The organism is Hoeflea sp. AS16 (genome assembly GCF_038900095.1).
GTDB lineage: Bacteria > Pseudomonadota > Alphaproteobacteria > Rhizobiales > Rhizobiaceae > Hoeflea.
In genome coordinates this window covers 190,425-216,611 of the sequence record NZ_JBBMQQ010000004.1, presented here as the reverse complement: position 1 = coordinate 216,611, position 26,187 = coordinate 190,425, and the positions used below count along the sequence as shown (strand labels likewise).

The window sequence follows — 26,187 nt, the reverse complement described above, 5'->3', positions numbered from 1 at the left end:
CCTCCCTTTGTCCATTGGCGACGGAGGGAGGTCAGACCGAAGAAAGCGGCCTAGCCACAGGCTTTGACAAAGCGGCGGACCGTTTCGGCCATTCCGTATTCGAGCGCATCGGCGGTCAGGCCGTGGCCGATAGAGACTTCCAGCAGATTAGGCAAGGCGCGGGCAAGCGCCGGAAGGTTTTCGACCGTCAAATCGTGACCGGCATTGACGCCAAGACCAAGCTCGCTTGCGATCCGGCCAGAGGTTTCAAGTTTCTTGAGCTCTTCGGCGGCGCGGACGGGGTCGTCATAGGTTCCGCCATAGGGGCCGGTGTAGAATTCGACCCGGTCGGCGCCGGTGGCTTTGGCCGCTTCGAGCGCAATCCGGCTGGCATCGGGATCGCAGAACAGCGAAACGCGGGCACCGCCCTTCTTCAGCCGCTGGACCACCGAGCGGAGGAAATTGCCCTTGCCTTCAAAATCCCAGCCGTGATCGGAGGTCGCCTGGGTGGGATCGTCGGGAACAAGCGTGACCTGCTCGGGCGCATTGGCATCGACCAGCGCCAGGAATTCGTCGGTGGGATAGCCTTCGATGTTGAACTCGGCCTGGGGGAATTCATCGTCGATCAGCGCCCGGATCTCGGGCAGATCGGAAAAGCGGATATGGCGCTGGTCAGGCCTTGGATGCACGGTCAGCCCGTGCGCGCCATTCAAAAGCGCTATCCGCCCCAGGCCGGTGACGCTCGGCCACGGCAGGTCGCGGCGGTTGCGGAGCATTGCGACAGCATTGAGATTGACGGAAAGTTGGGCGGGCATGGCGGCCTCACGGACAGGGACAACTGAATAACCGCAGGCTTACGGCCATGGGTTCCCGCCGATATCTAAAGCATTGGCGGCCGATGTGAAATGAATTTCAGGAAAGCCAGCATTCCCGGCTTGAATGAATGGGTTGGCCTGCCCGGCAATTGCCAACCGTCGCGGCAGGACGGCTCAGCGGATCACGGATCCGGGCAACGGGTTCAGGATCTGCCCTTGCGCAGCCGGCCTGAATAATCCTGAAGCTGTTCATTGTAGGATTCGATCATGCGGCGCTGGCGTTTCCTGCCGATCCTGAGCGCAATCCAGAAGAAGAACACTGAAAACAGGGCGATCACCCCGAAGATCGGCCAGCCGAGGTCTTTCGGATCGGAGGAACCGAAAGCCTGGGTGAGCAGGCGCTCGTAGTCGAAGGCATGGGCAGGGCCGGCCAGCGTGATGCCGATCAGGATTGCAACCGCGGTCAGATAGCGCATTGAAGTCTTCCTTGTGCGAAACACCTGATATCCTTGTAGCCTTTCAGCGTTAAGAAATCGCTCACCGGAAAGGCGGAGCCAAGGGCTCCCCGAACAGAGGGCAGCAGCCTTGCCGCCATCCTTGCCCGCAACCGGCAGGAAGCATAGGCTGGCGGACGAGGAGGCGGGCGATGATTTTCGTGGGCACGACCAGGACCGGCAAGCACGTCGAGTACCGCGACAAGAAACGCGGGCTGTGGATATTGTCGGTGCTGTCGCCTTCCCTGCCGGGCCTGGCGGCGACGGCCCTGCTTGTCACCGGAAACGCCTGGTGGGCGCTGGTCCCGATCGTGTTTTACTATGGCGTCTACATCGTCGGGGACCATCTGCTCGGCGTCGACCCGAACAACCCGCCCGAAGAGGTGGTCGAGGCGATGGCGTCGGACAATTATTACCGGGTGCTGTTGTTTCTCTCGGTGCCGGTGTTCTGGTTTTCCTTCCTCGCCTGCGCGATTGCCGCGGGACAACCCGGGACACCGCTGTGGGCCTCGGCCGGGCTGGTTGTCGCGGCAGGGGTGAGCTCGGGCACCGCCATCACCGTCGGCCACGAACTGGGTCACAAGCCGTACCGGCTGGATCAATGGGGCGCGAAATTCGCCAATGCGGTGTCCGGATACGGGCATTTCTGTATCGAGCACAATCGCGGCCATCATGTGCATGTCGCCACGCCGGAAGACCCGGCATCGGCCCGGCTGGGTGAAAGCCTGTGGCGGTTTGCTTGCCGCGAGATACCGGGCACAGCCCGGCGCGGCTGGCAGATGGAGCGGGAGCGGCTTGCGCGCAAGGGCTTGCGGTTCTGGCACTGGCGCAACGACATTCTGCAGGGCTACGCGATCACGCTGACGGTGGATGCGATGCTGATCGCGGCCTTCGGCTGGCCAATGCTGGCGTTCGTGCTGGTTCACAACCTGATCGGCTGGTTTCACCTGACAACCGCCAACTACATCGAGCATTACGGGCTCAAGCGGGATCTCAGGCCGGACGGGCGTTACGGTCCGTGCGAACCGCGGCATTCGTGGAACACCAACCACATCATATCCAACCTGATGCTGTTTCACCTGCAGCGGCACTCGGATCATCACGCCAATCCGGTCCGGCCCTACCAGGCGCTGCGCTCGTTTGACGATCTGCCGACATTGCCTTCGGGCTATCCCGGCAGCTTCCTGCTGGCAGCGTTTCCGTCGTTGTGGTTCAAGGTGATGGACCCGAAGGTGATGGCCTGGGCCGGAGGCGATCTGGGCAGGACCAATCTCGATCCGGCAAGGGCTGCGGACTACGGGGCACGGTCAAGCCCTGCCGCTTGACGCAGCAAGGCTGGAACCATGACTGTCAGGCCGCCCTGGTATAACGCGGCTGCTGCATCACCTGGTTGCTCTGTCCCGAAACCGAGAAGCGCGAGACAAGCTGGCCGAGGGTCTGGTTGATGCCGAGCAGGTTTTGCGTGGCGGCGTTGGTCTGTTCAACCATGGCCGCATTCTGCTGGGTGATCTGGTCCATCGAGCCGATGGCGGTGTTGATCTCGGAGATGCCGGTGGCCTGTTCCTGAGCCGCCATCGAGATCAGGCCGAAATGCTCGCTGATGACGCGCACCTGATCGCCGATGCTGCTGAGCGTGTCTCCGGTCTTGTTGACCAGCGACACTCCCCTCAAAACATCGTCGAAAGATGCGTCGATCAGGTCCTTGATTTCCTTGGCCGCGGCAGCCGAGCGCTGGGCCAGTTCACGAACCTCCTGCGCCACCACGGCAAAGCCGCGTCCCGCCTCGCCTGCCCGCGCCGCCTCGACACCGGCATTGAGCGCCAGCAGGTTGGTCTGGAACGAGATTTCGTCAATCACGGTGATAATCTGGGTGATCTTCTTGGAGGATTCCTCGATCTTGCCCATCGCCGAGATCGCGTCGGACACGGTCTCGCCGGACAACGCCGCCTGTTCCGAGGCAGCCTCGACAACCTGCCGCGCCTCACGCACGCGTTCTTCGGACTGCTTCGAGATGACCGAGATCTCTTCGACCGCCGCGGCGGTCTCCTCGAGAGCTGCCGCCTGCTGTTCTGTCCGCTTTGCCATGTCGTCGGTGGCACCGGAAAGCTCGCGCGTGTCCGATTCCGACTGCCGTATGGAGGTGATTATCTCGCCGAACGCTTCGCTGAGCTTGGCAACGGATGCGTTGTAATTGGCCTTGAGCTGGTCGAAATCGGCAGACAGGGGCTCGGAAATGGTGGAGCCGAGATCGCCTGCGGCCAGGCCGTGCAGCGCCTGCTCAAGCGCCTGCAGCGCCTTGTCCTGCTCTGCCTTGAGCCGGAGCTGCTCCTGCTCCGCCTTTTCGCGTTCCTCGGTCAGGACGTCGAGATAGACCGTGATCGAATAGTCCATGTCGATCAACGCAGCCTTGACCAGGGCAGCAACACCTTCAGCGGTTTCAGCGGCTTTTCGGCGTGCGCCGAAACCACCGAGTTCAGTGGTGATGAGGCCCTTGATCATCTCTTCGAGGACCAGCGAGTAGCCGCCGATATACCACTGCGGTTCCAGCCCCAGCCTGGCGTGGACCTTGCCGATCCTGGTCACGCCGTCAATGTAGGCCTGATCGAACTTTCCGGTCATGATCGTGCGCCAGTGCTCGACCTGTTTTTGCTTGGCGTGGCCGACATGGGATGCATCATTGAAATGCCGGGCGGTTTCCGGATTGGACGTCGCCTGGGCATAGAACCGGTCCAGCGCCGGCCCGATCAGGTTTTCGACCTGCGCCTTGCGCGCAGTCAGTGACGCCAGTTGCGCTTTACCCATTCCGACAAAGTCAAGCTTGGCCGCGATTTCGCTGCGCCTGGAAGCGTCATGATGCATAATTCTATTCCCTGATGATGGCACATGAGCCGGGGCAGTCATCTGCCGCTTTCAGAGCTCGCAACGAGACCCTCATGATCTCTCCCAACAACTATTTTCAAATGGCTAACGAGCCTTAAACAGGCTTATATGAGATTTTGATATTTTGATGTTTTCTCCATCATATCAGCCTCTTGAGCGCCCTTTTTGCCCCGGACGCTGCCTCTCTTCACACAGCCCAAGCGAAGCATGCCGGTGCGGCCGGCCGCAGTTTTCCTCTCAGGCTTGAGGGGCAAGCCCCGGCTTGGCGGCCAGCCAGATCATGTGCCGCGCGCCCCGCTTTTTCGTGCTGGCGCGGGTCGGCACCTCGGCAACCTGAAATCCCGCCTGTTTCAACCGTCGTGTGAAGGCGGGATCGGGGGCGGAGGACCAGACCGAAAAGACCCCGCCGGGCTTGAGCGCGCGATGGGCGCTTGCGAGCCCCTGGGCGGAATAGAGCGCATCATTGCCCTGCCGGGTCAGCCCGTCGGGACCGTTGTCGACGTCGAGCAAGATCGAGTCCCAGGCGCTGACGCTGCCGCGGATCAGTTCTCCGACATCGCCCGTGTGCAGGCTGACGCAGGGGTTTTCAAGACAGCCATCGAAGACGTCCGCCATCGGGCCTTTCGCCCATGCGATCACTTCGGGCACAAGTTCGGCGACGGTGATGCGCGCCTCAGCGTCGAGGCGCCTGAGCGCGGCGCGCAGGGTAAAGCCCATGCCGAGCCCGCCGATCAGCATGCGCTGCGCTTTCCTGCCCTCAAGCTTTTCCGCGGCAAGATTGGCCAACGCCTCCTCGGAGCCGCTCAGCCGGCTGTTCATCAGCTCGTTCGAGCCAAGCATGATGGAGAACTCGCTGCCGCGTTGCATCAGCTTGAGCTCACCGCCGTCTTCAAGTTGAACGGCGTCAAGCCGGTTCCAGGGAATCATCGCAGTTTCCGTCGCTTCGGATATGGTCGCGCCACCCTATAACATGCCTTGCCGGTATTCGAAGCGGTTGGGATGCCGCTAACGGCATTGGCAAAACCGGCAACCAAACTCACGCTATCCCATACCGGAAGGCAACCACAACAGGCCCGTCCGGCGTCATTACACCTTGTCGCACCACAACACACCGGTGATAAGTTGTAGCCCTATATGATTACATCCTTAAATTCTGCAATGCTAATCATCTCGCCCGACAGTTGCACAAGTTTCGCCACTGCAGGACCTAACAGGCGAGATGACGTTGGCAGGATCCCATCAGATGACGGTGAATGAAGCAGAGGCCGACAAACAGTCGCGGCAGCTCATTTTCATCTATCAGATTGCGTGTGTCATGGTCATCGGGATTGGTCTGCTGTGGGCCGTCTTCTTTTCCTGGAAACAGCAATGGCCGTTCGTCATGGCCGACCTGATCCTTGTCGGAGTGGCAGCCGGGGGCTGGCTGCTGCTTGAAACCGGCCGGCTGAATGCCGCAACCATCGCCACGCAACTGGCGCTGATGGTCTTCGTTACCTGCTTCGCGCTGACGTTTGACCAGCCAACCGCAGCGTTTCCGAGAAACACCCATCTCTACCTGCTCGACATCGCCTTTCTCGGCTTCATCAACCATGTGCGGCATCCGTCGAAGATCCACCTGGTGATAGCCGCGGCCTGCCTTTGCCTGTTCGTCGTGCTGGCGAGCACATCGTACATGTTTCCGTTCGCCCAACCGATTTCCGACGAGATCCGCACCAATGGCGTCTGGGTCAATTCGATCCTGGCAACCGCGTTGCTGTACGGCGGCATCTATGCGCTGCAGCGCGAGTTCACCCGGCCCAAGGGGCTGGCGCTGCAATTGCGCAATGCTGTCCGCAACTCGGAAATGCAATTGTATTTCCAGCCGCAGATCGACGATGCCGGTACCATTCGCGGCACCGAAGCGCTGTTGCGCTGGCAGCACCCCGAGCGCGGCCAGATCCCGCCGGGCGACTTCATCCCGGTGGCCGAAGAGGCAGGCCTGATGCCGCTGCTGGGTGGCTGGGTGCTCAAGGAAGCCTGCCGCACGCTGGCGGCATGGAGCGATGATCCGGTGCTGGGCAAGCTGACGCTGGCGGTCAATGTCAGCGCCAGCCAGTTCCAGGTCGAGGATTTCGAGAGCTCGGTTCTCGAAGCCGTGCGTTTCCACGGCATCGATCCGTCGCGGCTGAAACTGGAGCTGACCGAAAGCGTGCTTGTGTATGATCTGGCGTCAACGGTGACCAGGATGGAAAACCTGCGCGCCCAGGGCATCCGCTTTGCGCTGGATGATTTTGGCACCGGGTATTCATCGCTGAGCTATCTGCGCCGCCTGCCGCTCGACGAGCTCAAGATCGATCGCAGCTTCGTGCAGGAATCGCAGGAAAGCGAACGTGGCGCGGCACTGGTCAGGAGCATCGTCCAGCTTGGCCTCGATCTCGGCTTCGTGGTGCTGGCCGAAGGCATCGAGACCCCGGACCAGCATGCCTTCCTGCTCGATTGCGGATGCCACGAGTTTCAGGGCTATCATTTTGGCAGGCCGATGCCGGAAGCCGACTTCGCCGCGCATCTGCACCGGGCTTCGGCCTCCGCTTCACCCAAGCCGCACACCGCGCCGATGGAACAGCCCGTGCAGGCCGTGCTGGTCCAGAGCTTTACCTGACAATGACCAGCCGTTCGGCAGCCCGTGTGATCGCGGTGTAGAGCCAGCGTTCGCGGCTGTCGCGGAAGGCAAAGCTTTCATCGAACAGGACGACGGAGTTCCATTGCGACCCTTGCGCCTTGTGGACGGTGAGCGCGTAGCCATAGTCGAAATCGTCGTAGCGCTTCTTGGTCTGCCAGGGCACGTCCAGATCCGGATCGTCGAAAGCGCTCTTGAGCAGCTTGATCTTGGCCGAGCCGCGCTCCATGTCGTCATCCTCGGGCCGTACCAGCAGGTTGATGCCGGGTTTGACGGTTTCCTTGGACGAGGTCATGACCTGCCAGAGCGAGCCGTTGAGCAGGCCCTTGGCAGGATCGTTCCTCAGGCAGACAAGCTTGTCGCCGGCCTGCGGATAATTCTGGTCAAACCCCTTCAACTCCCGCAGACGCTGGTTGTAACGGCGGCGGGTGCGGTTGATCCCGACCAGCACCTGGTCGGCCTCGAGCACCATGTCGCGGTCGACCTCGTTCTTGCCGATCACCTGGGCTGCGCCGTAATCGCCATGCATGATCTCGCGGCCTTCACGCACCTGCATGGCCAGATCGATGATCGGGTTGTCGCGGGCCTGGCGGTGAATTTCGGTAAGCAGGATGTCGGGCTCGTGCTCGGTGAAGAAACCGCCACCGGAGATCGGCGGCAACTGTCCGGGATCGCCGAGCACCAGGATCGGCGTGCCGAAACTCATCAGGTCCTTGCCCAGCGCCTCGTCGACCATTGAGCATTCATCGATGATGATGAGTGCTGCTTGCGCCAGCGGGCTCTGCCGGTTGATGGCGAACATCGGCGAAACGGTGGTCTTGCCGGTTTCCTCGTCGGAAACCTCCTCCTCGCCCTTGGGCCGGTAGATCAGCGAATGGATGGTGCGGGCGTTCTTGGCGCCGCGGGCACGCAGCACCTGGGCCGCCTTGCCGGTGAAGGCTGCAAACAGCACTTCGCCATCGACATTGTCGGCGAAATACTTGGCCAGCGTGGTCTTGCCGGTGCCGGCATAGCCGAACAAGCGGAAGATCGGGGTCTGGCCATCCTTGAGCCAGCGCGAGACGGCTTTGAGCGCCTCATCCTGTTGGGGAGAAAACTTCATGATCCCTCATGGCAGATTCGGCAAGGCGATGCGACCCGGCAATTCAGCCGATCGGGCTAGAGAATCGATTCAAGATCATGCTTTGCCAGCGTTTGAAGGAAGGCCATCTTGGCCTGCCCCAGCACGCCCTTGAGGCCGCAACGCGGCAGGAAGGAGCATTGCTCGTCGCCAAAGCAGCCGGCGATGTTGAAATCGGGTTCCATGTGCAGGGCCACCGCCTTGAGATTGATGTCGCGCGCAGGCATTGCCAGGCGCAGGCCGCCATTGCGGCCGCGAACGGTGGAAACGAAACCGCCGGCGGTCAGGTTTTGGGCAACCTTCATAAGGTGATGTTTCGACACAGAGAACTCGCGCGCCAGATCATCGACCGATTGCACCTGATCGGGAGCGCGCGCCAGTGCCATCAGCACGCGAAATGCATAATCGGTGTGCAGGGTCAGACGCATGGGATACCTCGATACTGGTATATCATATATTGCATTTTGCTTGGCGATCTAATAGTGGTAATTCAAATACCAGAAAAGAGGTCGTCATGAAAACATTGCTCTGGCTGTTTCTGCTCCCGGGCGATCTGGTTCGCCAGAAGCTCGGCATTACGGTAGAACAGGATGGCGGCCTGATCCGCTCGTTTATCAACATGTGCTTCTGGGGAGCGATCGCGTTGCTGATCGCGCTGAAATATTATGGCTGACAAGCCCGCATCGATCGTGCTCACCGCCCGCCCGGCACCGCCACGGACACCGGCAGTCGACATCTCGCCGGGCGAGATTGCGCAGCTGGTCGACAGGTTCTACGGGGACATCCGCACACATCCGCGCCTCGGCCCGCTGTTCGAGGACCGGCTTGCGGGCAAGTGGGAGCCGCACCTGGAACGGATGAACAAGTTCTGGCGTTCGGTGCTGCTGCATTCGGGCGAGTATTCCGGACAGCCCGTGGTAAAGCACAATGGCTTGCCGGATCTGGAAGAAGACGATTTCCGGCAGTGGCTGGAGCTGTTCGAAAGCACAACGTCAAAGCTGTTTCAAGCTGACACTGCGGCGGCGATTGTGGTGATTGCCCGGCGGATTGCCCGCAGCCTTTGGCTGGCACGGTTCGGAACTCCGTTCAACAAGGCGCCCGACTGGCTCAACTGAGGTCAGGCAGGCAAGAACAGCCCGGCTTCACACCTTCTCGGGGTCATTTTCCAGCCTGATCGGTTGCCCGTGCGGTGTCGCGTGGGCGGCACGCTGCCAGGATGCGGAAAGTGCGTCGACCATGTCCCGGCCAGTCACGCCCTTTTCGCCCAGCAACCCCTCGAGCGCGGCCAGCCAGTGCTGGTAATAATCGCTGCCATCGGCTGCGGCACCGGGTTTGGCGACTTGCCGGGAGAGCGCGGCTGCCCATTCGGTCCAGGTAAACAGCCCGCGCTCATGCAGCGCTACCGCGAGCGCGAAGGCCTGTGCCTGCCAGGGTTCGGCAAATGCGGGCGCATCGGGATCGGTTCCTGCGGGCAGTTGAAATGGCTTGTCCGGTTCAGGCGGGTTCAAGATAGCTCTCCCAGGCGTCAATCGACACGGTCAGCGCCGGGTCGCCCCCCTGCCCCCACAACTCCCGACCATCGAAGCTGACGGTATAGACATGCTGCGGGACCTCGCCCTTGCCGTGGGCATTGGTGTCGGGGAAGACAAAGCCCTCGCGCACCGCTTCGATCACACCGGTTTTGCCGCGGGCATAGCGCGGTAGCCTGGTGTGGCCCTGCGGGTGCTCGTTGATGGTGCGCACCCGGTCGCCAGCATCGAATTTGGGCGCCGCCTCGACCTCGCGGTTGCAGGGTCCGCCACGCGCCAGAACAGCAGCCACATCGGAAGCGTGGAGCACGCGTTTCGGTTTGACGCCGGGCCAGATCTTGTGGCCGGCCGCAAGCTCGTCAGGGGAGACAAAACCATGGCGCTCGAGCAATGTCTCCAGCGCCCGGATCCAGATTTCATAGTAGCTTGCCGAGTAATAGGTCGCCGGATGCAGGCTTTCGCGGGCGTGGCGGCTTTCATCGATGTTCCAGGCGCCGAACGCTCCGGTTGCAAGGGTGATGCCGAGTGCGCGGCGCTCCCAACCAGCGTGGAAGACCGGCTCGTCGGTTTCCGGCGCAACCGGGCCAAAGCCCATCTGCCCGCCGAGATCATGCGGCCCGTTCATGTGGCTGCCCCGGGATCGGTCTGCGGCGGCCAGAGTGCGCCCGGGCCAAGCGATCCGGGCCTCAGCGGCAGGCCGGTGCCGATCATCGAATCGCGCGTCACCAGTTTCGCCAGTTCGTCTTCGCTCAAGTCTCCGGTTTCCGCCGGGCGCATCGGCACCACCATGTAGCGCAGCTCGGCGGTGGAATCCCACACCCGAATACGGGTTTCCTCCGGCAGCACGAGGCCGAATTCCGCCAACACGCCGCGCGGATTGATCACCGCCTGGCTGCGGTAGGGCGGCGCCTTGTACCAGACCGGCGGTACGCCGAGCACGGTCCACGGATAGCAGGAGCACAGGGTGCAGACGATGAAATTATGGGTATCGGGGGTGTTGAACACCGCCTGCATGTGTTCGCCCTGGCGGCCGCTGTAGCCAAGAGAGGCGATGGCCGCCGTGGCATCACGCTCAAGCCATTCGGCGAAGCCGGGATCGGTCCAGGCCTTTGCCACCACGCGGGCGCCGTTGCGCGGGCCGACCTTGTGCTCGTAGGTCTCGACGATGGTGTCGATGGCCGCCGGGTCGATCAGCCCCTTTTCGGTGAGGATGGTCTCCAGCGCCTTGACCCGGGCCGCGAAGGGATCGAGCTCGTTGTCGTGATGGTGGTCGTGGTGATCATGGGACATGGCGGCAGGTTAATCCTCTCGATGAGCTATCGCAACATCGGCCACAGGCTCAAAACCAGCAGCACCGCCATGGTGATGTTGAACCATTTGAGACGCACCGGATCGGACAGCCAGGATCTCAGCATCGAGCCGAAACCTGCCCAGGTGAAGACTGCGGGGAAATTGGTCAGCACGAAAGCCAGGCCGACCAGGAACACGGTGAGCGTGTAGCGGTCGGGGTTGGTGTAGATGGTCATTGCGGTCACGGCCATCACCCAGGCCTTAGGGTTGACCCACTGGAACGCCGCCGCCTGCAAAAACGTCAGTGGATGCTCACCGACCTTGCCGTCGGGCATCGCCCGCGACATGCCGATTTTCCAGGCGATATAGACGAGATAGGCGCCGCCGGCGATTTTCAACACCGTGTAGAGAACCGGCACCGTATTGAGCAGGGCGCCGAGACCAAAGCCAACGCCCAGCAGCAGAGAGAAGAAGCCGGCGCCGATGCCGACCATGTGCGGGAAGGTGCGGCGGAAGCCGAAATTCACGCCCGAGGCAAACAGCATCATGGTGTTCGGCCCCGGCGTCACCGAGGTGACGAAGGCGAAAACGATCAGCGACAGAAAAGTTTCCAGTACCATATCCGTTCCCGCCGGCTGAATGCCGGCCTATGGTTGATAAACCACCTTTCGTGCGTGGCAAACAAATTGTCGTCATGCCCGCATTCCAGAATGTGATCGACACCCATCCCGGCACAGGAGACCTGCATGAGCCATCCGCTTCCCACAGCCCGCTTCCCCGATGGTCATACCGTGCCGGCGCTCGGCCTTGGAACCTGGCACATGGGCGAGAACCGATCCGAGGCCGCAAGCGAGGTCCGGGCGCTGCAGGCGGGCATCGATTGCGGCATGACGCTGATCGACACGGCGGAGATGTATGCCAGCGGAGGCGCCGAGGAGATCACCGGCGAGGCCATCAGGGGCTGGCGCGATCAGGTGTTCCTCGTCTCCAAGGTGCTGCCGTCCAACGCCAGCCACAAGGGCACGATCGCCGCCTGCGAGGCCAGCCTCAAGCGGCTTGGCACCGACCATATCGATCTCTATCTGCTGCACTGGCCCGGCCGCCATCCGCTGAGCGGCACGCTGGAAGCGTTCGAGGAATTACGCGGCGCCGGGAAGATTGGCCGCTGGGGTGTCTCGAACTTCGACACTGTCGGAATGCGGCAGCTCTCCGCCCTGCCCCAAGGCGGCAATTGCGCCGCCAACCAGGTGCTTTACAACCTGTCGACACGGGGCATCGAGTTCGATCTCATGCCATGGATGACGGAGAATGCCATGCCGCTGATGGCCTATTCACCGCTTGATGAAGGCCGGCTGATGCGCCATCACGGGCTTGGAAAAATGGCGGGACGCCTCGGCGTCACACCGGCACAACTGGCGCTCGCCTTCCTCATCAGCCGCGACAATGTGATTGCCATACCGAAGTCTTCAAGCCCGGAACGGGTGGCGGAAAACCGCGCCAGCGCCGATATCGAACTGAGCGAGGACCAGATCGGTGAACTCGACCAGCTGTTCCCGCCGCCACGCTCGCGCGAGCCGCTGCAGATGATCTGAGATTACACTCCCAGATCACATGTACAGATCACATCCCCTGCGGGCCGCGGTTCATGGCGGCGATGCCGGTGCGGCAGATCTCGACGAGGCCGAGCGGTTTCATGATCGAGATGAATTGTTCGATCTTGGAGACCCGGCCGGTGATCTCGAAGATGAAATGCTCGGTGTTGGCGTCGATCACCTGGGCGCGGAAGGCGTCGGCGAGCCTGAGCGCCTCGACCCGGTCTTCGCCGGTGCCCGTCACCTTGACCAGGGCGAGCTCGCGTTCCAGCGGCTTGTCATGGCCAAGCTCGGACGAGCGCACCGTGAGGTCGACCACCCGGTGGACCGGAACGATGCGTTCAAGCTGCGACTTGACCTGTTCAAGCACGTTGGGCGTGGCGGTGGTGACGATGGTGATGCGCGACAGGTGCGCCTCGTGCTCGGTCTCTGACACCGTCAGGCTTTCGATGTTGTAGCCGCGGCCTGAAAACAGGCCGATGACCCGGGCAAGCACGCCGGGTTCGTTGTCGACCAGAACCGATAGCGTGTGGGTTTCCGGACGGGCGGTTTCGGCGGTCATGAAATAGGCCGAACCGGTGGGTTGATGCTGAGCGTTCATGTGATCAGTTCCTGTTCTGGTGGTGGGCTGGCTTTTCGAAACAGATGGGGCCATCTGTTTCGGCCAGACCACTGGCGGCTCAGACGAGCGCGCGGCCTTTTGCATCAATGGCGTTGGCGACAGCTTCGTCGGTGGCCTCGTCAGGCAGCAGCATGTCGTTGTGCGCCTTGCCCGAGGGGATCATCGGGAAGCAGTTGGCAAGCGAAGCCACGCGGCAATCGAAAATCACCGGCCGCGGCGTGTCGATCATGGTCTGGATCGCATCGTCGAGATCGCCGGGCTTGTCGCAGCGGATGCCGACGCCGCCATAGGCCTCGGCCAGCTTGATGAAATCAGGCATGGATTCGGTGTAGGAATGCGACAGGCGGTTGCCATGCAGCAATTGCTGCCACTGCCGGACCATGCCCATGTACTGGTTGTTGAGGATGAAGATCTTGACCGGCAGTTCATGCTGGACCGCACAGGACATTTCCTGGATGCACATCTGGATCGAGGCATCGCCGGCAATGTCGATGACGAGGCTGTCGCGATGAGCGACCTGGACGCCGATGGCGGCGGGGAAGCCGTAACCCATGGTGCCCAGACCACCGGAGGTCATCCAGCGGTTTGGCTCCTCGAAGCCGTAGAACTGGGCTGCCCACATCTGGTGCTGGCCGACTTCGGTGGTGATGTAGGTGTCACGGTCCTTGGTCAGCTCATACAGCCGCTGGATGGCGTATTGCGGCATGATGACGTCACTGTTGGCCGCATAGGCCAGTGAATTGCGCCCTCTCCACTTGGAGATCTGGGTCCACCAGTCGGCAAGCTGGCTGCGGTCGGTTTTCTTCGACGCACGCCACAGCCGGACCATGTCTTCAAGCACGTGGCCGACATCGCCGAGAATGCCGATATCGGTGCGGACGATCTTGTTGATCGAGGACGGGTCGATGTCGATGTGGATCCGCTTCGAATTGGGCGAAAACGCGTCGAGACGGCCGGTGATGCGGTCATCGAACCGGGCGCCGATGCAGACCATGACATCGCAATCATGCATCGCCATGTTGGCTTCATAAGTGCCATGCATGCCCAGCATGCCCATCCAGTTCTTGCCCGATGCCGGATAAGCGCCCAGACCCATCAGGGTCGAGGTGATCGGGAACCCGGTGAGTTCGACCAGTTCGCGCAGCAACTGGCTGGCTTCGGGGCCGGAATTGACCACGCCGCCGCCCGAATAGATGATCGGACGCTTGGCGGTCGCCATCAGCTCGATGGCTTCGCGGATCTTGTCGAGATCGCCCGAGACTTTCGGCTGGTAGCTCTTCTGCTCGATCACCGGCGATGGCGGGGTGTAGAGGCCGGTGGCGAACTGAACATCCTTGGGAATGTCGACAACGACCGGACCGGGACGGCCGGTGGTGGCGATACGAAAGGCTTCATGGATGACGCGGGAGAGCTGGTTGACGTCCTTGACCAGCCAGTTGTGCTTGGTGCACGGCCGGGTGATGCCGACGGTGTCGCATTCCTGGAAGGCGTCGGAGCCGATCAGCGATGTGGGAACCTGGCCGGTGAGGCAGACGATGGGGATCGAATCCATCAACGCATCCTGAAGCGCGGTGACCACGTTGGTGGCGCCCGGACCGGAAGTGACGAGAACGACGCCCGGCTTGCCGGTGGACCGGGCATAGCCTTCGGCCATGTGACCGGCGCCCTGCTCGTGGCGGACCAGAATATGCTCGATGTCTTCCTGCTGGTGCAGTTCGTCGTAGATCGGCAGCACCGCGCCGCCCGGATATCCGAAGATGTGCTCGACGCCGTTGTCCCTGAGCGCCTGCAGAACCATTTCCGCGCCTGTCATTTCCATTTGCTTGCCGGCCATATTGCCTGACCCCTTGTTTTCGTCTGTTTGTCGGGCTCAATAGCCCGGATTAAGCCATAAAAAAAGGCCCCCGGAGGAGCCTGTGTTTCGCGCATGGGAGCTTTCGCCGGGTGGCTACGCCACCCTGCCCATGCGCGGTCCTACCACGAGAATGTTCGCGATCTTGTTCATGCTTAATCTCGTACCGTCTCATAAACCCCGCGTCAACGAATTAATTGACCGAATGCCGGGTTCAAAACCGGCCAATCGTCAATGACCGCAACTCCGCATTAACCTGGCAGTGCGATGTTGGCCGGAATGGACAATGGGCAGACCACGGACGGCGAAATGACAACACCGGCTTCTAGCGAGGAGGACGGGCGCGCACGGCGTGGCATCTACCCGGCAGGAAACCGGCTGATGGGCCGCGTTGTCGGCTGCTCCGGTTCCAAGGCAACTGTAAGCGCTATCGCCGGCAAGGACGGCAACGGGCTGGCCGAACTCTGGTCGGTGGGCAGGCTGATTTCCATCAGTGTCGGCGCCAACCGTGTGGTGGCGCTTGTCTGTTCGATGGAGACCGCAACGACCGCGTGGTCGGAAGCCGACGAAAATGTCATGCACATCGAAGTCGAGCTGGTCGGCGAGATCCGCGAAGGCGTGGACGGTCAACCCGAGTTCAGCGCCGGCATTACCCAATACCCCTATCTCGGCGCCATCGCACACCGCATGCGCTCCTCCGATCTTGCAATTATCTACGACCCGGGTGTCAGCGACACCGCGGTGATCGGCAAGCTGACCCAGGACACCTCGCTGGGCGCACTCATTCACATTCCCTCGCTGCTGTCGCGGCATTTTGCCGTTGTCGGCACCACCGGCGTGGGCAAGACCACGGCGGTCACGCTGTTGCTGAACAAGGCGCTGAAGGCCGACCCTTCACTGCGGGTGCTGATCCTCGATCCGCACAATGAATTCGCGGCAGCCTTCCCCCACAAATCGGTGGTCATCGACACGGATACACTGGACCTGCCGTTCTGGCTGTTCAAGCTCGAGGAATTCACCGAAGTCCTGTTCCGCGGACGCCCATCCATTCCCGAAGAAATCGACGTGCTGCGCGACCTGATCCCTGAAGCCAAGCGGCTGTTCAAGGGCGCCACCGATACGGCGCTGATCCGCCGCGGACCGGAAAAATCCTCGCTCACCGCGGACACGCCGGTTCCCTACCGGGTCGCCGACCTGCTGGCGCTGATCGATGAACGCATCGGCAAGCTCGAGGGCCGGGCCGAGAAACCGCATTTGCGCTCGCTCAAGGTGCGCATCCAGGCGGCGATCAACGATCCACGCTACGAGTTCATGTTCTCGTCCAACACCATTCACGACACCATCCTGACCACGATCAGCCACATCTTCCGCATTCCCGGAGATGGCAAGCCGGTGACCACCTTCCAGCTGGCGGGGATCCCGTCCGAAGTGGTCAACTCGGTTGCCTCGATCCTGTGCCGCATGGCGTTTGAAATCGCGCTGTGGAGCGCTGGCGGCGTGCGCATCCTGGTGGTCTGCGAAGAGGCTCACCGCTATGTTCCGGCTGATCCGAAGCTCGGATTCTTTCCGACGCGCCAGGCCATTTCGCGCATCGCCAAGGAAGGCCGCAAATACGGTGTCAGCCTCGGCGTGATCACCCAGCGCCCGGGCGAACTCGATCCGACAATCCTGTCACAGTGCTCGACCGTGTTTGCCATGCGGCTTTCCAACGACCGCGACCAGGACATCATCCGCTCGGCCATTCCCGACTCCTCGGCCTCGACCATGAGTTTCCTGTCCTCGATCGGCAATGGCGAGGCCATCGCCTTCGGCGAGGCCGTGGCGGTGCCGATGCGCATGGTCTTTGAGCGGGTTTCGGAAGACGTGCTGCCGCGCGCCAATTCGGGGCTGCAGCCGGTTCACCGGGGTGACCCGAACACTGTCGACCTGGGCAAGATCGTCATGCGGATGCGGCATATCGATGACACGCAGAGAGCCCCTGCCCCGGCGGCAGCGGTCCCGGCTGAAGCCGTCAGGCCGCAGCAACCTTCGATCACCCCGCAGATGCCATCGATCGATCCGGCCGAACAGTTCGACGTGGCAGCGGCCCATCGCCGTCTCACCGACGCACAGCCGGCGCATCAGCCAACGGCTTACACACCGGAGCCGGGCACCCGCCCCGGACCGGCTGCCGCCGCACCGCGCCCGGAACTCAATTCCCTCCGTTCGAGCCTGCTGAAAAAGCCGCTGTCCTCCCTGCTCAAGGACTGACACCTGGAATCCTCGTGCCCGGCCGACAGCCTTGCCGTGCGCCTGAAGGCGCGATCTTGAGAAGATATGCGGGATTTGCGGGTTTGATTCAGGCGGCGCAGACCCGGTTGCGGCCCTGGCGCTTGGCTTCGTAAAGCTGCTTGTCTGCCCGGCGGTAAAGTTCTTCACCAGTTTCGATGCCATCCCAGACGGCCAGACCGGCACTGACGGTGACTTTCAGCGTGACATTGCCATTGGTGATCTTGAGCTCGGAGACAGCCTGGCGGATGCGGTCGGACAGACTGTAGAGCTGGCTCTCGGTGATGTTGGGAGAGAGAATGGCGAACTCCTCGCCGCCCAAGCGGGCGAGAACATCGTGATAACGGGTGAAAATCTTCAGGCACTCGGCGACCTGGCGCAAGACTTCGTCGCCGACATCATGGCCGTGGGTGTCGTTGACCTTCTTGAAATGATCGAGATCGAGAATGACCATGCCGATCGGCTTCTTGATCTGCCCGAAAGCCTCGAGATATTCGGCCAGCGCCTCGTCGAAATAGCGGCGGTTGTACATGCCGGTCAAACCGTCGGTGACGGCAGCATGCTCAAGCGACAGGGAGCGGACCGAAAGCGATTCCGTCATACGCTGCAACTTGCCGCGTTCGCGCAGGCTTCGTGACATGATCGGCAAGACCAGCAGAAAGCCGCAGACCACCGACAGTGCTGCCAGCACGGCACTCATGAGCGCAAAACGTGCCGCGGTTTCCACACCACCGACCACGAGGCCGCCAGTCGCGGCGGAAAATGCCGCCCACGAGAAGAGTCCGCCGATGGCTACAAGAACGATCAGCAGAAGAAAGAACAGCTCAACCTTGTGAAAACGCATTTTTCCAACTGAAACCCACGACAATGGAGCAAAGACTAGTGCCAACCCCTTATGTTTCGCTTAATACAGTTATCAACAAATGCGGGTACAGGAATTATTTTCGCCTCACGGCTGCAGTCTTTGCCATTCCTCGCCGAGCTGGTTGCGAAACCAGGTCATCTGACGCTTTGCGTATTGGCGGGTGGCGGTGCTTGCCAGTTCGACGGCTCGCTCAAGCGAGTGACGGCCGGCGAGATAATCGGCAATCTGGCTTACGCCGATGGCCTTCATGGCCGGGTGCTGCGGTGGAATGTCGAGCGCGATCAGCTGCCTGACCTCATCAATCGCCCCGTCCTGGACCATCCGGTCGAAGCGCTGGTTGATCCGTGCATGCAATTCCGGGCGCGCAGGCTCAAGCACCATGCAGCGGGCGCTGAGCGGATCGACGATCACGGCGCCGCCGCGGCCCTGAAACTCGGTGATCGACCGGCCGGTGGCGCGGACAACTTCGAGCGCGCGCAGGATACGCTGCCGGTCTGCCGGACGAAGCCGCTCGCCCATCACCGGATCGAGCCCGGCAAGTTCGGCGTGCAGCGCCTCGACCCCATCGGTTTCCAGCCGGGTGCGCAATTCGTTGCGGATGGGATCGGGAATTTCCGGCATTTCAGACAGGCCGCCGGTGAGCGCCCTGAAATAGAGCCCGGTGCCGCCGACAATCACCGGAAGCGCGCCGCGAGCCCGGATTGCGGCGATCACCTCCGTCGCCTGATTCAGCCAGATGCCGGTAGAATAGGCAGTACCGGGCGAAACATGGCCGTAAAGATGGTGCGGCACCTCGGCAAGGTCCTGGCTGTCGGGGCGCGCGGTCAGGCGGTCGAGCACGCCGTAGACCTGCATCGAATCCGCGTTGACGATCTCGCCGCCAAGCTCGCGCGCCATCTTGACTGCCAGCGCGGACTTGCCGCTGGCGGTCGGCCCGGCTATCAGAAGCGCGGATATATCCTGTTGCCGGAGTTTTTGTTCCATGGCCCTCGTTGCCACGCTTGTCGCCAATCCGTCAAACCCTGTTCTTGTGCCAGCGCTCGGGGAAGCCGCATTCAACGCCGTTGACGGTGCCGGTCTTTACTGGCTTGCCGATGGCGTTGCCTGCGACATCGCGCTCAAGGACGGGACCGATGCAGCCGGGGCGCTGGCGGCACTGCGAACCGTGATTGGCGACCAGCCTGTCGATGCGGCCATCCAGGTGAGCGAAACCCGGCGCAAGAAAATCCTCATCGCCGACATGGATTCGACCATGATCGGCCAGGAATGCATCGATGAACTGGCGGCCGAAGTCGGGCTGAAGGACAAGGTCTCGGACATCACCGCACGGGCGATGAACGGCGAGATCGCGTTCGAACCGGCGCTGAGGGAACGGGTGGGCCTGCTCAAGGGCTTGTCCGTCGACGTGATCGCGCAGGTGATCGAGAACCGCATCACGCTGACACCGGGAGGCCGTGAACTGGTCGCCACCATGCGCGCCAACGGCCATTACACAGCCCTGGTTTCGGGAGGTTTCACCTCGTTTACATCCGTCGTCGCCGCCATGATCGGCTTTGACGAGAATCGCGCCAACATTCTCGAAAGCGAAGATGGCGTGCTCAGCGGCACGGTGCGCGAACCGATCCTCGGCAAGCAGGCCAAGGTCGACGCGCTGGAAGACATCTCCGCCCGGCTGAATCTCGATCCCGTTGATGCCATCGCCGTCGGCGACGGGGCCAATGATCTGGGTATGCTCGGCCGCGCCGGCTCCGGCGTGGCGCTGCATGCCAAACCGTCGGTCGCGGCACAGGCCGATATCCGCATTGATCACGGCGATCTGACCGCCCTGCTCTACCTGCAAGGCTACCGCCGAACCGATTTCGTCAGCTCATGACCCTGCTCAGAACGGAACGCCTGATCCTGCGCAACTGGCGTGAGAGCGACCGCGAGCTGTTTCACCTGGTCAATTCCGACGACCGGGTGATGGAGTTTTTCGCGGTGCGTCGCAACCGCGCTGAAGCCGATGCGATGATGGACCGGCTGGCGGCCGGGATCGCGAAGAACGGTTACGGCTTTGCCGCGATCGAAATCGCCGAAACCGGAGAGACGGCGGGCTTTGCCGGGCTTTACGAAACAAGCAACGTGCCGGGCGTGGCGGATGGAACCGTCGAGATCGGCTGGCGGATGGCGCCCCAGTTCTGGGGCAAGGGCATCGCCAGCGAAGCGGCGCGGGCCTGGCGCGATTTCGGCTTTGACGAACTGGGGCTTGAGCGGATAATCAGTTTCGCGGTGGCGGACAATCATCGCTCGACAGCGGTAATGCGGCGGATCGGCATGACGGCCCGGCCGGAACTCGATTTTGACCACCCGAACGTGCCCGACACCCATCCACGACTGATCCGGCATGTGCTTTACGAGATGCTGGCCGGCGATCCGCGTTCCTGACACGGCTTTCATTGCCAAAACGAAAAAGGCGGCCCGAGAGCCGCCTTTTGATTGGTGTGCATAAAGACCTGATCAGTCCATGCGGACGGTGACAAAACGCAACTCGCCTGTGCGCCCGGCCAGCATCAACAGCGCGTTGCGGCGACCGTCCTGCTTGAGGGCCGCGATCCGGTCCTCGACGTCCTGCGGGGTCATGACGGCTTCCTGGGCAATCTCGACGATGACATCGCCGGGCATGATGCGCTTTTCGGCGGCGGCGGAATCGGGATCGACGTCGGTGATCAGCACGCCTTCGACATCATCGGCGATGGCGAATTCCTGCCGGCCGTCATCGGTCAGTTCTGCCAGCGTCATGCCGAGCACGTCGAGGGTCTCGAGCGCATCGGGCAAAGCCGGAGAGCCACTGCCGTCATCGGCATTGGCCTGCTTCTCGCTGTCTTCGAGACGACCGAGGGTTACCTTGACGGTCTCTTCCTTGCCGTTGCGGATGACGACGACATCGACGGCCTTGCCAACCGGGCTTTCGGCGACAACACGCGGCAGGTCCCGCATGGCTTCGACCTCCTTGCCGTCAAACCGGATGATCACGTCGCCCGGCTCGATGGATCCGTCGTCGACGGGGCCGCCGCGAACCACACCAGCCACGAGGGCTCCCTTGGCCTCATCCATGCCGAGGCTCTCGGCGATTTCATCGGTCACCGGCTGAATCCGCACGCCGAGCCAGCCGCGCCGGGTTTCGCCGAATTCGCGCAACTGGTCGATGACATTGACGGCAAGCTCGGTGGGCACGGCAAAGCCGATGCCGATGGAGCCGCCCGAGGGCGAGATGATCGCCGTGTTGATGCCGATGACCTCGCCGTTCATGTTGAACAGCGGGCCGCCCGAATTGCCACGGTTGATGGCGGCATCGGTCTGGATGAAATTGTCATAGGGACCGGAATTGATGTCGCGGCCGCGCGCCGAGATGATTCCGACGGTGACGGTGCCGCCAAGACCGAAGGGGTTGCCGATCGCCATCACCCAATCGCCGATCCGCATCTTGTCGGAGTCGCCAAAGGGAACCTCGGTCAGCGGCTTGACCGGTTCGACCTTGAGCACGGCCAGGTCGGTCTTGGAATCGGCGCCGACCAGTTCAGCCTTGAGCTTGGAGCCGTCGGCGAAATTGACCTCGATGTCGTCAGCGCCATCGATGACGTGGTTGTTGGTGACGATGATGCCCTCTTTGGCATCGATGACAAAACCCGAGCCGAGCGACGTAACCTTGCGGCTGCGCTGCCCTTCTCCCTGACGCTCCTTGAAGAACTCGTCGAAAAAATCCTGGAATGGGGAGCCGTCCGGCGCCTGCATCCGTGGCAGTGTGCGCCCGCTGCCGCCGACATTCTGCGAGGTGGAGATATTGACCACCGCATCGAGCAGTCCTTCGGCCAGATCGGCCACCGACGCGGGCCCGTGATTGGACTGCGCATAGGCGGGCATCATCATCGGCGATGCCATCAGCATGGCCGCGGCGAATGCCATCCGGACAGAGCGAAAGCGAATATTTCTCATCGAGTCGGTCTCCTTGAACGACATTCATTCATCAGTAATTTGCACCAAATATGGCGCGCGTCCGGCAGATCCGGTGCCGGCCGGACAACGGCGAAGGCGAACGGTTCAAATATGCCGCGCCAGATAGACCAGCCCAACGCCAATCGCCAGTGCGGCAACGCCGAAAATCCTCAGATACTCATCGCCCAGCTTGGGCAATTCCTCAGCCATCCGGCGGATAAAGGAAGGGGCCAGCGCATAGGCCAGCCCCTCCACTACAAGCACAAGTCCAACAGCCAGAAAGAACGTGCTCACTGGCGGTTACCCTTCAATCAATTGGCAGGTGCCGTTGCAGGCGCTGACTTTGCGTCGGCGACACTGTTGTTGAAGTAGCGGAAGAACTCCGAAGTCGGCGACAACACCATGGTGGTGCCGGAATTGGCGAGTGCTTCGCTATAGGCATTCATCGAACGGTAGAATTCGAAGAATTCCGCATCCTTGGAGAACGCCTCGGCGAAGATCCGGTTACGCTCACCATCGCCCTCACCCCGGATGATTTCCGCGTCACGGGCTGCTTCGGAAACGATCTCGACAACCTGACGGTCGGCGATAGCGCGAATACGCTGCGCTGCCTCGTTGCCTCGTGCACGGATCAGTTCGGCTTCTGCAAGGCGCTCTGCCTTCATCCGCTCAAACGTCTGCTGCGAGACTTCCTGAGTGAGGTCGGTCCGGCGGATACGCACATCGTCAATGCGCAGTCCGAGCGATTCCGCTTCAGGGCGAAGCTGGTCGCGCACTTCGCGCATCATCGAGGTGCGCTCTTCCGACAATGCTGCCTCGAACCCGCGCAGACCGTAAACGGTACGCAAGGCCGAGTTCAAACGGGTACGGAGCCGGGATTCAGCTGCGACCAGATCGCCCGAGACAGTCTGACGGAACCTGCGTGCATCGGTGATCTTGTAGAGCACGAACGCATCGACTTCGTAGAACTTGCCGCCCGAGACCTGAACACGGATGTTTTCGAGATCGAAGCGCAGGGCCCGGTCCTCGACATATTGCACCGTATCAGCGTCGATGAAGGCGAAAGGAAGCTTGAAGTAAAGACCCGGCTCGGTCTTCACGTCCTGGATTTCACCGAAGCGGACGACGATGGCCTGCTGACGTTCATTGACGACAAACAGCGACGACCAGACGATGAAGGCGATGACGGCAAGGATACCGCCGATAAGGGGAAGACGATTACCCATTAGTTGTTGCCTCCAGCATTCTTGCGGATTTCAGGCAGGGGCAGATAGGGCACAACGCCGGAACCGCTGCCGCCATCCTGGCCGATGATGACCTTGTCAGATCCACCGAGAACCTTTTCCAGGGTTTCGAGATACAGACGCGACCGTGTCACGTCCGGCGCCTTGGCATATTCCTCATAAACAGAGAGGAAGCGGCCTGCTTCACCGGTCGCCTCATTGACGACGCGATCCTTGTAAGCGGAGGCTTCTTCGCGAAGCTGGGCGCCTTCACCACGTGCCTGACCAAGCTTCTGGTTGGCGTACTGGTTGGCCTCCTCGACGAAGCGGTCCTCGTCCTGTTCGGCACGCTGCACCTCGTCAAAGGCATCAGCCACTTCGCGCGGCGGAGCCGCATCTTCGATCGAGACCTGATTGACCACGATGCCAGACGGGAATGCATCCATGACAGTCTGCATGATGGTCTGGACTTCAGCGGCGATCGCTTCACGATTGTCGCGGAAAATGTCCTGGGCCGGCCTGCGGCCAACCACTTCGCGCATGGCGCTTTCGGCAACCTGGCGAAGCGTGTCTTCGGGACGGGCGATATTGAACAGGAACGCCTTGGGGTCCTGAACGGCATACAGCACCTTGAACTCGACATCGACGATGTTCTGGTCACCCGAAAGCATCAGGCCATCGCTGGAGCCCGTACGGGAAGACCCGCCGGTGTCCATTTCACGTTCAACGATTGTTGCCAGTTCGACGGTTTCGAACGGCCAGAAAATCATGTGCAGGCCAGGCTGGGAAATCTCGTCCTTGGGCTTGCCGAAGCGCAATTCAACGCCACGCTCATCCGGCTGGACGGTGTAGACGGACTGCATCAGCCACAGGCCGGCAAGACCCAGAACCACCAAGGCGACAATCAGCTTGGTGCTGCCCGAACCGCCGCCACCGCCGGGAAGTGCCTGGCGAAGCTTGTCCTGGCCACGCCGGATCAGTTCCTCAAGATCTGGCGGGTTGCCACCGCCGCGCGGCGGCTGGGGGCCTTTCCCCCACGGACCTTGATTGTTTCCACCACCGCCGCCGCCCCATGGGCCGCCGCCTCCTCCGTTTTGATTGCTCCAGGGCATCAAGACCTCTTTCCAAACCGTGTTATGGCGCGCTCCGGAAATCTCCCGGAGTGCGCACGTTGTCCTCGTTATAGGTATCGGACCCGCCGCTTTCAACGCGACATTGTGCGATCATGCGCCGATTGACGCTTAATCCGGTCGAATTATCGATTTCGCCGCCGCCAGACGGCAAAGCGGACCGTATGGCTGTCTTTTTCGGTCTTCACCGGATCGGACAGGCTGAGCTTCTGCCATAGCTCCGAATCAATGGCCGGGAAGACCGTGTCGCCTTCAATTTCGGCGTCGACCTCGGTGAGCAGCAGTTCATCGGCACGACCTATGGCGAGGGCATAGATCTGACCACCACCAATGACGGACACCTGGTCCGCGCCGGTTTGCCGGGCGTGGTTCCGGGCAAGTTCGAGCGCTGCCTCGAAACTATCCACCGTCTCGACGCCATCCGCCGAGAAACCCGATCGCGAGACCACGATGTTGGCGCGGCCGGGAAGCGGCCTGCCAATGGAGAGATAGGTCTTGCGGCCCATGATCACCGGCGTGCCCAGGGTGGCCGCCTTGAAGTGCTTGAGGTCGGAAGGCAGCCGCCATGGCATGTCGCCGTCGCGGCCGATCACGCCGTTGCGGGCATGGGCTGCGACCAGAACGATTTTCGGATTATTCATCGGCGTTTCCGGCATGCTTGTACTCAGGCAGGTATTTGAACCATTTCCGCTCGGTGGCCTTTTCAACGTCGATCTCGAAACGTTCGGCGATCAGCAGAACCTGCGCCAGGCAGTCAGCGAGTTCATCCTCGAGCTGCAACCGGATCTGGGCCTCGGTATCGCCCTTGTGGCGTCCGCGGCTGGTCAGTCGCAGCCAGGCCTGCAGCAGCTCCCCGGTCTCTTCCTGCATCTTGAGGAAATACCAGTCATCGTCGCGGCGCACGTCGCAGTTTCTTGCATAGATCCGTGAAACGGCTTCGACCTTTACCTGGATCCGGCGCAAGTCCATGGTCACACCGCAATCGGGGCGGAAATCGCCGGTTGCGGGTCGTACCCCTCGAGCTTGAAATCCTCGTAGGTGAAGGCAAACAGATCGCTAACATCGGGATTGATCCGCATCACCGGCAAGTCCCCCGGCGCACGCGAAAGCTGCAGATGGGCCTGATCAAAATGGTTCTTGTAGATGTGGGCATCGCCCAGGGTATGGACGAAATCGCCCGGTTCCAGGCCGGTCACCTGCGCCACCATCATGGTCAGAAGCGCGTAGGAGGCGATGTTGAACGGTACGCCAAGGAAGATGTCGGCGGAGCGCTGGTAGAGCTGGCACGAGAGCTTGCCGTCAGCGACATAGAACTGGAACAGGCAGTGACATGGCGGCAGCGCCATCTGGTCGACTTCCGCCGGGTTCCAGGCCGAGACGATGTGGCGGCGCGACGAGGGATTGGTCTTGATCTGGCGGACAACGCCGGCGATCTGGTCGATTGTTGTGCCATCGGGCGCAGGCCAGGAGCGCCATTGCGCGCCGTAGACCGGGCCGAGGTCGCCATTCTCGTCGGCCCATTCATCCCAGATCGAAACGCCGTTGGCCTTCAGGTAGGCAATGTTGGTATCGCCTTTGAGAAACCACAGCAGTTCGTGGATGATCGAGCGGAGATGCAGCTTCTTGGTGGTCAGCACCGGAAATCCCGCCGCCAGATCAAACCGCATCTGGTGGCCGAACAGGCTGCGCGTGCCGGTGCCGGTGCGGTCGTCGCGGTCGGAGCCCTGGTCGAGAACCAGCCGGAGAAGATCGTGATATTGCTGCATGGGTGCCGCTTGATGATTCGAGGAAGTGCAATCCTAGCCGGTTTGGCGCGCCATCGAAACGACGCACGCGGGTTATCCCCGTTCCGAAACCGGCGGGACATGACAGATTGAGTCACGAACCGGCTGCAAGGCCC

Annotated in this window: 29 protein-coding genes; 8 read left to right on the top strand and 21 right to left on the bottom strand. The window is 61.7% G+C overall.

The features are described from left to right. Nucleotides 1-50: 50 nt before the first annotated feature. Nucleotides 51-794: a pyridoxine 5'-phosphate synthase gene (locus WNY80_RS12440; RefSeq protein WP_342887701.1), complete on the bottom strand. Its 744-nt coding sequence runs from the start codon at nucleotides 792-794 to the stop codon at nucleotides 51-53. 203 nt (nucleotides 795-997) lie between these two features. After that, nucleotides 998-1,270, bottom strand: a complete 273-nt coding sequence (locus tag WNY80_RS12435; RefSeq protein ID WP_342887700.1) for a hypothetical protein — start codon at nucleotides 1,268-1,270, stop codon at nucleotides 998-1,000. Between the two features lie 170 nt (nucleotides 1,271-1,440). Between WNY80_RS12435 and WNY80_RS12430 the strand changes: the two genes are divergently transcribed. Continuing rightward, nucleotides 1,441-2,613 (top strand): alkane 1-monooxygenase, encoded by a 1,173-nt coding sequence (locus tag WNY80_RS12430; RefSeq protein ID WP_342887699.1) that lies wholly within the window; start codon nucleotides 1,441-1,443, stop codon nucleotides 2,611-2,613. Between the two features lie 25 nt (nucleotides 2,614-2,638). On the opposite strand, the gene WNY80_RS12425 is transcribed toward WNY80_RS12430, so the two are convergent. Continuing rightward, nucleotides 2,639-4,147: a globin-coupled sensor protein gene (locus tag WNY80_RS12425; protein WP_342887698.1), complete on the bottom strand. Its 1,509-nt coding sequence runs from the start codon at nucleotides 4,145-4,147 to the stop codon at nucleotides 2,639-2,641. A 258-nt stretch (nucleotides 4,148-4,405) separates the two neighbouring features. Next, complete coding sequence (locus WNY80_RS12420; protein WP_342887697.1) at nucleotides 4,406-5,095, bottom strand: spermidine synthase; 690 nt, start codon at nucleotides 5,093-5,095, stop codon at nucleotides 4,406-4,408. A 316-nt stretch (nucleotides 5,096-5,411) separates the two neighbouring features. On the opposite strand from WNY80_RS12420, the gene WNY80_RS12415 reads away from it, so the two are divergent. After that, nucleotides 5,412-6,806: an EAL domain-containing protein gene (locus WNY80_RS12415; RefSeq protein ID WP_342887696.1), complete on the top strand. Its 1,395-nt coding sequence runs from the start codon at nucleotides 5,412-5,414 to the stop codon at nucleotides 6,804-6,806. Here the strand turns inward: WNY80_RS12415 and WNY80_RS12410 are convergent. Then, nucleotides 6,799-7,926: an ATP-dependent RecD-like DNA helicase gene (locus WNY80_RS12410; protein WP_342887695.1), complete on the bottom strand. Its 1,128-nt coding sequence runs from the start codon at nucleotides 7,924-7,926 to the stop codon at nucleotides 6,799-6,801. The genes WNY80_RS12415 and WNY80_RS12410 overlap by 8 nt on opposite strands. A 56-nt stretch (nucleotides 7,927-7,982) precedes the next feature. Then, the gene (locus WNY80_RS12405; RefSeq protein ID WP_342887694.1) at nucleotides 7,983-8,372 is read right to left on the bottom strand and encodes an Rrf2 family transcriptional regulator; all 390 of its coding nucleotides are present in this window, start codon (nucleotides 8,370-8,372) and stop codon (nucleotides 7,983-7,985) included. Nucleotides 8,373-8,458: 86 nt separating this feature from the next. Here WNY80_RS12405 and WNY80_RS12400 point away from each other — a divergent pair, with 86 nt between their 5' ends. Continuing rightward, complete coding sequence (locus WNY80_RS12400; protein ID WP_342887693.1) at nucleotides 8,459-8,617, top strand: hypothetical protein; 159 nt, start codon at nucleotides 8,459-8,461, stop codon at nucleotides 8,615-8,617. Then, on the top strand, nucleotides 8,610-9,059 hold the full coding sequence (locus WNY80_RS12395; RefSeq protein WP_342887692.1) for a group III truncated hemoglobin: 450 nt from the start codon (nucleotides 8,610-8,612) through the stop codon (nucleotides 9,057-9,059). The genes WNY80_RS12400 and WNY80_RS12395 overlap by 8 nt, the downstream gene beginning before the upstream one ends. Nucleotides 9,060-9,086: 27 nt before the next feature. On the opposite strand, the gene WNY80_RS12390 is transcribed toward WNY80_RS12395, so the two are convergent. From WNY80_RS12390 to WNY80_RS12375, 4 genes are read right to left on the bottom strand one after another with little or no spacing between them, the layout of a single operon-like run. Then, nucleotides 9,087-9,452: a nitrile hydratase accessory protein gene (locus WNY80_RS12390; protein WP_342887691.1), complete on the bottom strand. Its 366-nt coding sequence runs from the start codon at nucleotides 9,450-9,452 to the stop codon at nucleotides 9,087-9,089. Beyond that, nucleotides 9,439-10,098 carry a nitrile hydratase subunit beta gene (nthB, locus tag WNY80_RS12385; protein ID WP_342887690.1) on the bottom strand — a complete coding sequence of 220 codons (660 nt, stop codon included), beginning with the start codon at nucleotides 10,096-10,098 and terminating at the stop codon, nucleotides 9,439-9,441. The genes WNY80_RS12390 and nthB overlap by 14 nt, the downstream gene beginning before the upstream one ends. Further along, nucleotides 10,095-10,763 carry a nitrile hydratase subunit alpha gene (gene nthA, locus WNY80_RS12380; protein WP_342887689.1) on the bottom strand — a complete coding sequence of 223 codons (669 nt, stop codon included), beginning with the start codon at nucleotides 10,761-10,763 and terminating at the stop codon, nucleotides 10,095-10,097. Before nthA ends, nthB begins: the two co-directional genes overlap by 4 nt. 26 nt (nucleotides 10,764-10,789) lie before the next feature. Beyond that, a complete protein-coding gene (locus WNY80_RS12375) occupies nucleotides 10,790-11,383 on the bottom strand; it encodes a LysE family translocator (RefSeq protein WP_342887688.1) in 594 nt (197 codons plus the stop codon). Nucleotides 11,384-11,509: 126 nt separating this feature from the next. Between WNY80_RS12375 and WNY80_RS12370 the strand changes: the two genes are divergently transcribed. Next, a complete protein-coding gene (locus WNY80_RS12370; RefSeq protein ID WP_342887687.1) occupies nucleotides 11,510-12,355 on the top strand; it encodes an aldo/keto reductase in 846 nt (281 codons plus the stop codon). A 28-nt stretch (nucleotides 12,356-12,383) separates the two neighbouring features. Here WNY80_RS12370 and ilvN read toward each other — a convergent pair whose 3' ends face one another. After that, nucleotides 12,384-12,956: an acetolactate synthase small subunit gene (gene ilvN, locus WNY80_RS12365; protein ID WP_342887686.1), complete on the bottom strand. Its 573-nt coding sequence runs from the start codon at nucleotides 12,954-12,956 to the stop codon at nucleotides 12,384-12,386. A 79-nt stretch (nucleotides 12,957-13,035) separates the two neighbouring features. Then, nucleotides 13,036-14,811: an acetolactate synthase 3 large subunit gene (locus WNY80_RS12360; RefSeq protein ID WP_342887685.1), complete on the bottom strand. Its 1,776-nt coding sequence runs from the start codon at nucleotides 14,809-14,811 to the stop codon at nucleotides 13,036-13,038. Nucleotides 14,812-15,138: 327 nt separating this feature from the next. Here WNY80_RS12360 and WNY80_RS12355 point away from each other — a divergent pair, with 327 nt between their 5' ends. After that, nucleotides 15,139-17,079, top strand: coding sequence for a DUF87 domain-containing protein (locus tag WNY80_RS12355; protein ID WP_342887684.1), 1,941 nt, complete (start codon nucleotides 15,139-15,141; stop codon nucleotides 17,077-17,079). A gap of 88 nt (nucleotides 17,080-17,167) precedes the next feature. Here WNY80_RS12355 and WNY80_RS12350 read toward each other — a convergent pair whose 3' ends face one another. Then, nucleotides 17,168-17,941 (bottom strand): GGDEF domain-containing protein, encoded by a 774-nt coding sequence (locus WNY80_RS12350; RefSeq protein WP_342887683.1) that lies wholly within the window; start codon nucleotides 17,939-17,941, stop codon nucleotides 17,168-17,170. Between the two features lie 105 nt (nucleotides 17,942-18,046). Next, entirely contained in the window at nucleotides 18,047-18,946 is a 900-nt protein-coding gene (gene miaA, locus WNY80_RS12345) for a tRNA (adenosine(37)-N6)-dimethylallyltransferase MiaA (protein ID WP_342887682.1), read from the bottom strand. Between miaA and serB the strand changes: the two genes are divergently transcribed. Then, nucleotides 18,945-19,835, top strand: a complete 891-nt coding sequence (gene serB / locus WNY80_RS12340; RefSeq protein ID WP_342887681.1) for a phosphoserine phosphatase SerB — start codon at nucleotides 18,945-18,947, stop codon at nucleotides 19,833-19,835. The two genes, miaA and serB, sit on opposite strands and share 2 nt — an antisense overlap. Continuing rightward, nucleotides 19,832-20,386, top strand: coding sequence for a GNAT family N-acetyltransferase (locus tag WNY80_RS12335; RefSeq protein ID WP_342887680.1), 555 nt, complete (start codon nucleotides 19,832-19,834; stop codon nucleotides 20,384-20,386). Before serB ends, WNY80_RS12335 begins: the two co-directional genes overlap by 4 nt. 72 nt (nucleotides 20,387-20,458) lie before the next feature. On the opposite strand, the gene WNY80_RS12330 is transcribed toward WNY80_RS12335, so the two are convergent. From WNY80_RS12330 to WNY80_RS12300, 7 genes are all read right to left on the bottom strand, one after another. Next, complete coding sequence (locus WNY80_RS12330; protein WP_342887991.1) at nucleotides 20,459-21,886, bottom strand: DegQ family serine endoprotease; 1,428 nt, start codon at nucleotides 21,884-21,886, stop codon at nucleotides 20,459-20,461. A 153-nt stretch (nucleotides 21,887-22,039) separates the two neighbouring features. Then, nucleotides 22,040-22,228, bottom strand: coding sequence for a DUF2065 family protein (locus WNY80_RS12325; protein WP_342887679.1), 189 nt, complete (start codon nucleotides 22,226-22,228; stop codon nucleotides 22,040-22,042). 17 nt (nucleotides 22,229-22,245) lie between these two features. Further along, nucleotides 22,246-23,160 carry a protease modulator HflC gene (locus WNY80_RS12320; RefSeq protein WP_342887678.1) on the bottom strand — a complete coding sequence of 305 codons (915 nt, stop codon included), beginning with the start codon at nucleotides 23,158-23,160 and terminating at the stop codon, nucleotides 22,246-22,248. Beyond that, nucleotides 23,160-24,269, bottom strand: coding sequence for an FtsH protease activity modulator HflK (gene hflK / locus WNY80_RS12315; RefSeq protein ID WP_342887677.1), 1,110 nt, complete (start codon nucleotides 24,267-24,269; stop codon nucleotides 23,160-23,162). The genes WNY80_RS12320 and hflK overlap by 1 nt, the downstream gene beginning before the upstream one ends. A 143-nt stretch (nucleotides 24,270-24,412) precedes the next feature. After that, on the bottom strand, nucleotides 24,413-24,928 hold the full coding sequence (locus WNY80_RS12310) for a dihydrofolate reductase (protein ID WP_342887676.1): 516 nt from the start codon (nucleotides 24,926-24,928) through the stop codon (nucleotides 24,413-24,415). Continuing rightward, nucleotides 24,921-25,256 (bottom strand): MazG nucleotide pyrophosphohydrolase domain-containing protein, encoded by a 336-nt coding sequence (locus WNY80_RS12305; protein ID WP_342887675.1) that lies wholly within the window; start codon nucleotides 25,254-25,256, stop codon nucleotides 24,921-24,923. The genes WNY80_RS12310 and WNY80_RS12305 overlap by 8 nt, the downstream gene beginning before the upstream one ends. 2 nt (nucleotides 25,257-25,258) lie before the next feature. Then, entirely contained in the window at nucleotides 25,259-26,053 is a 795-nt protein-coding gene (locus WNY80_RS12300; RefSeq protein ID WP_342887674.1) for a thymidylate synthase, read from the bottom strand. Nucleotides 26,054-26,187 lie beyond the last annotated feature (134 nt).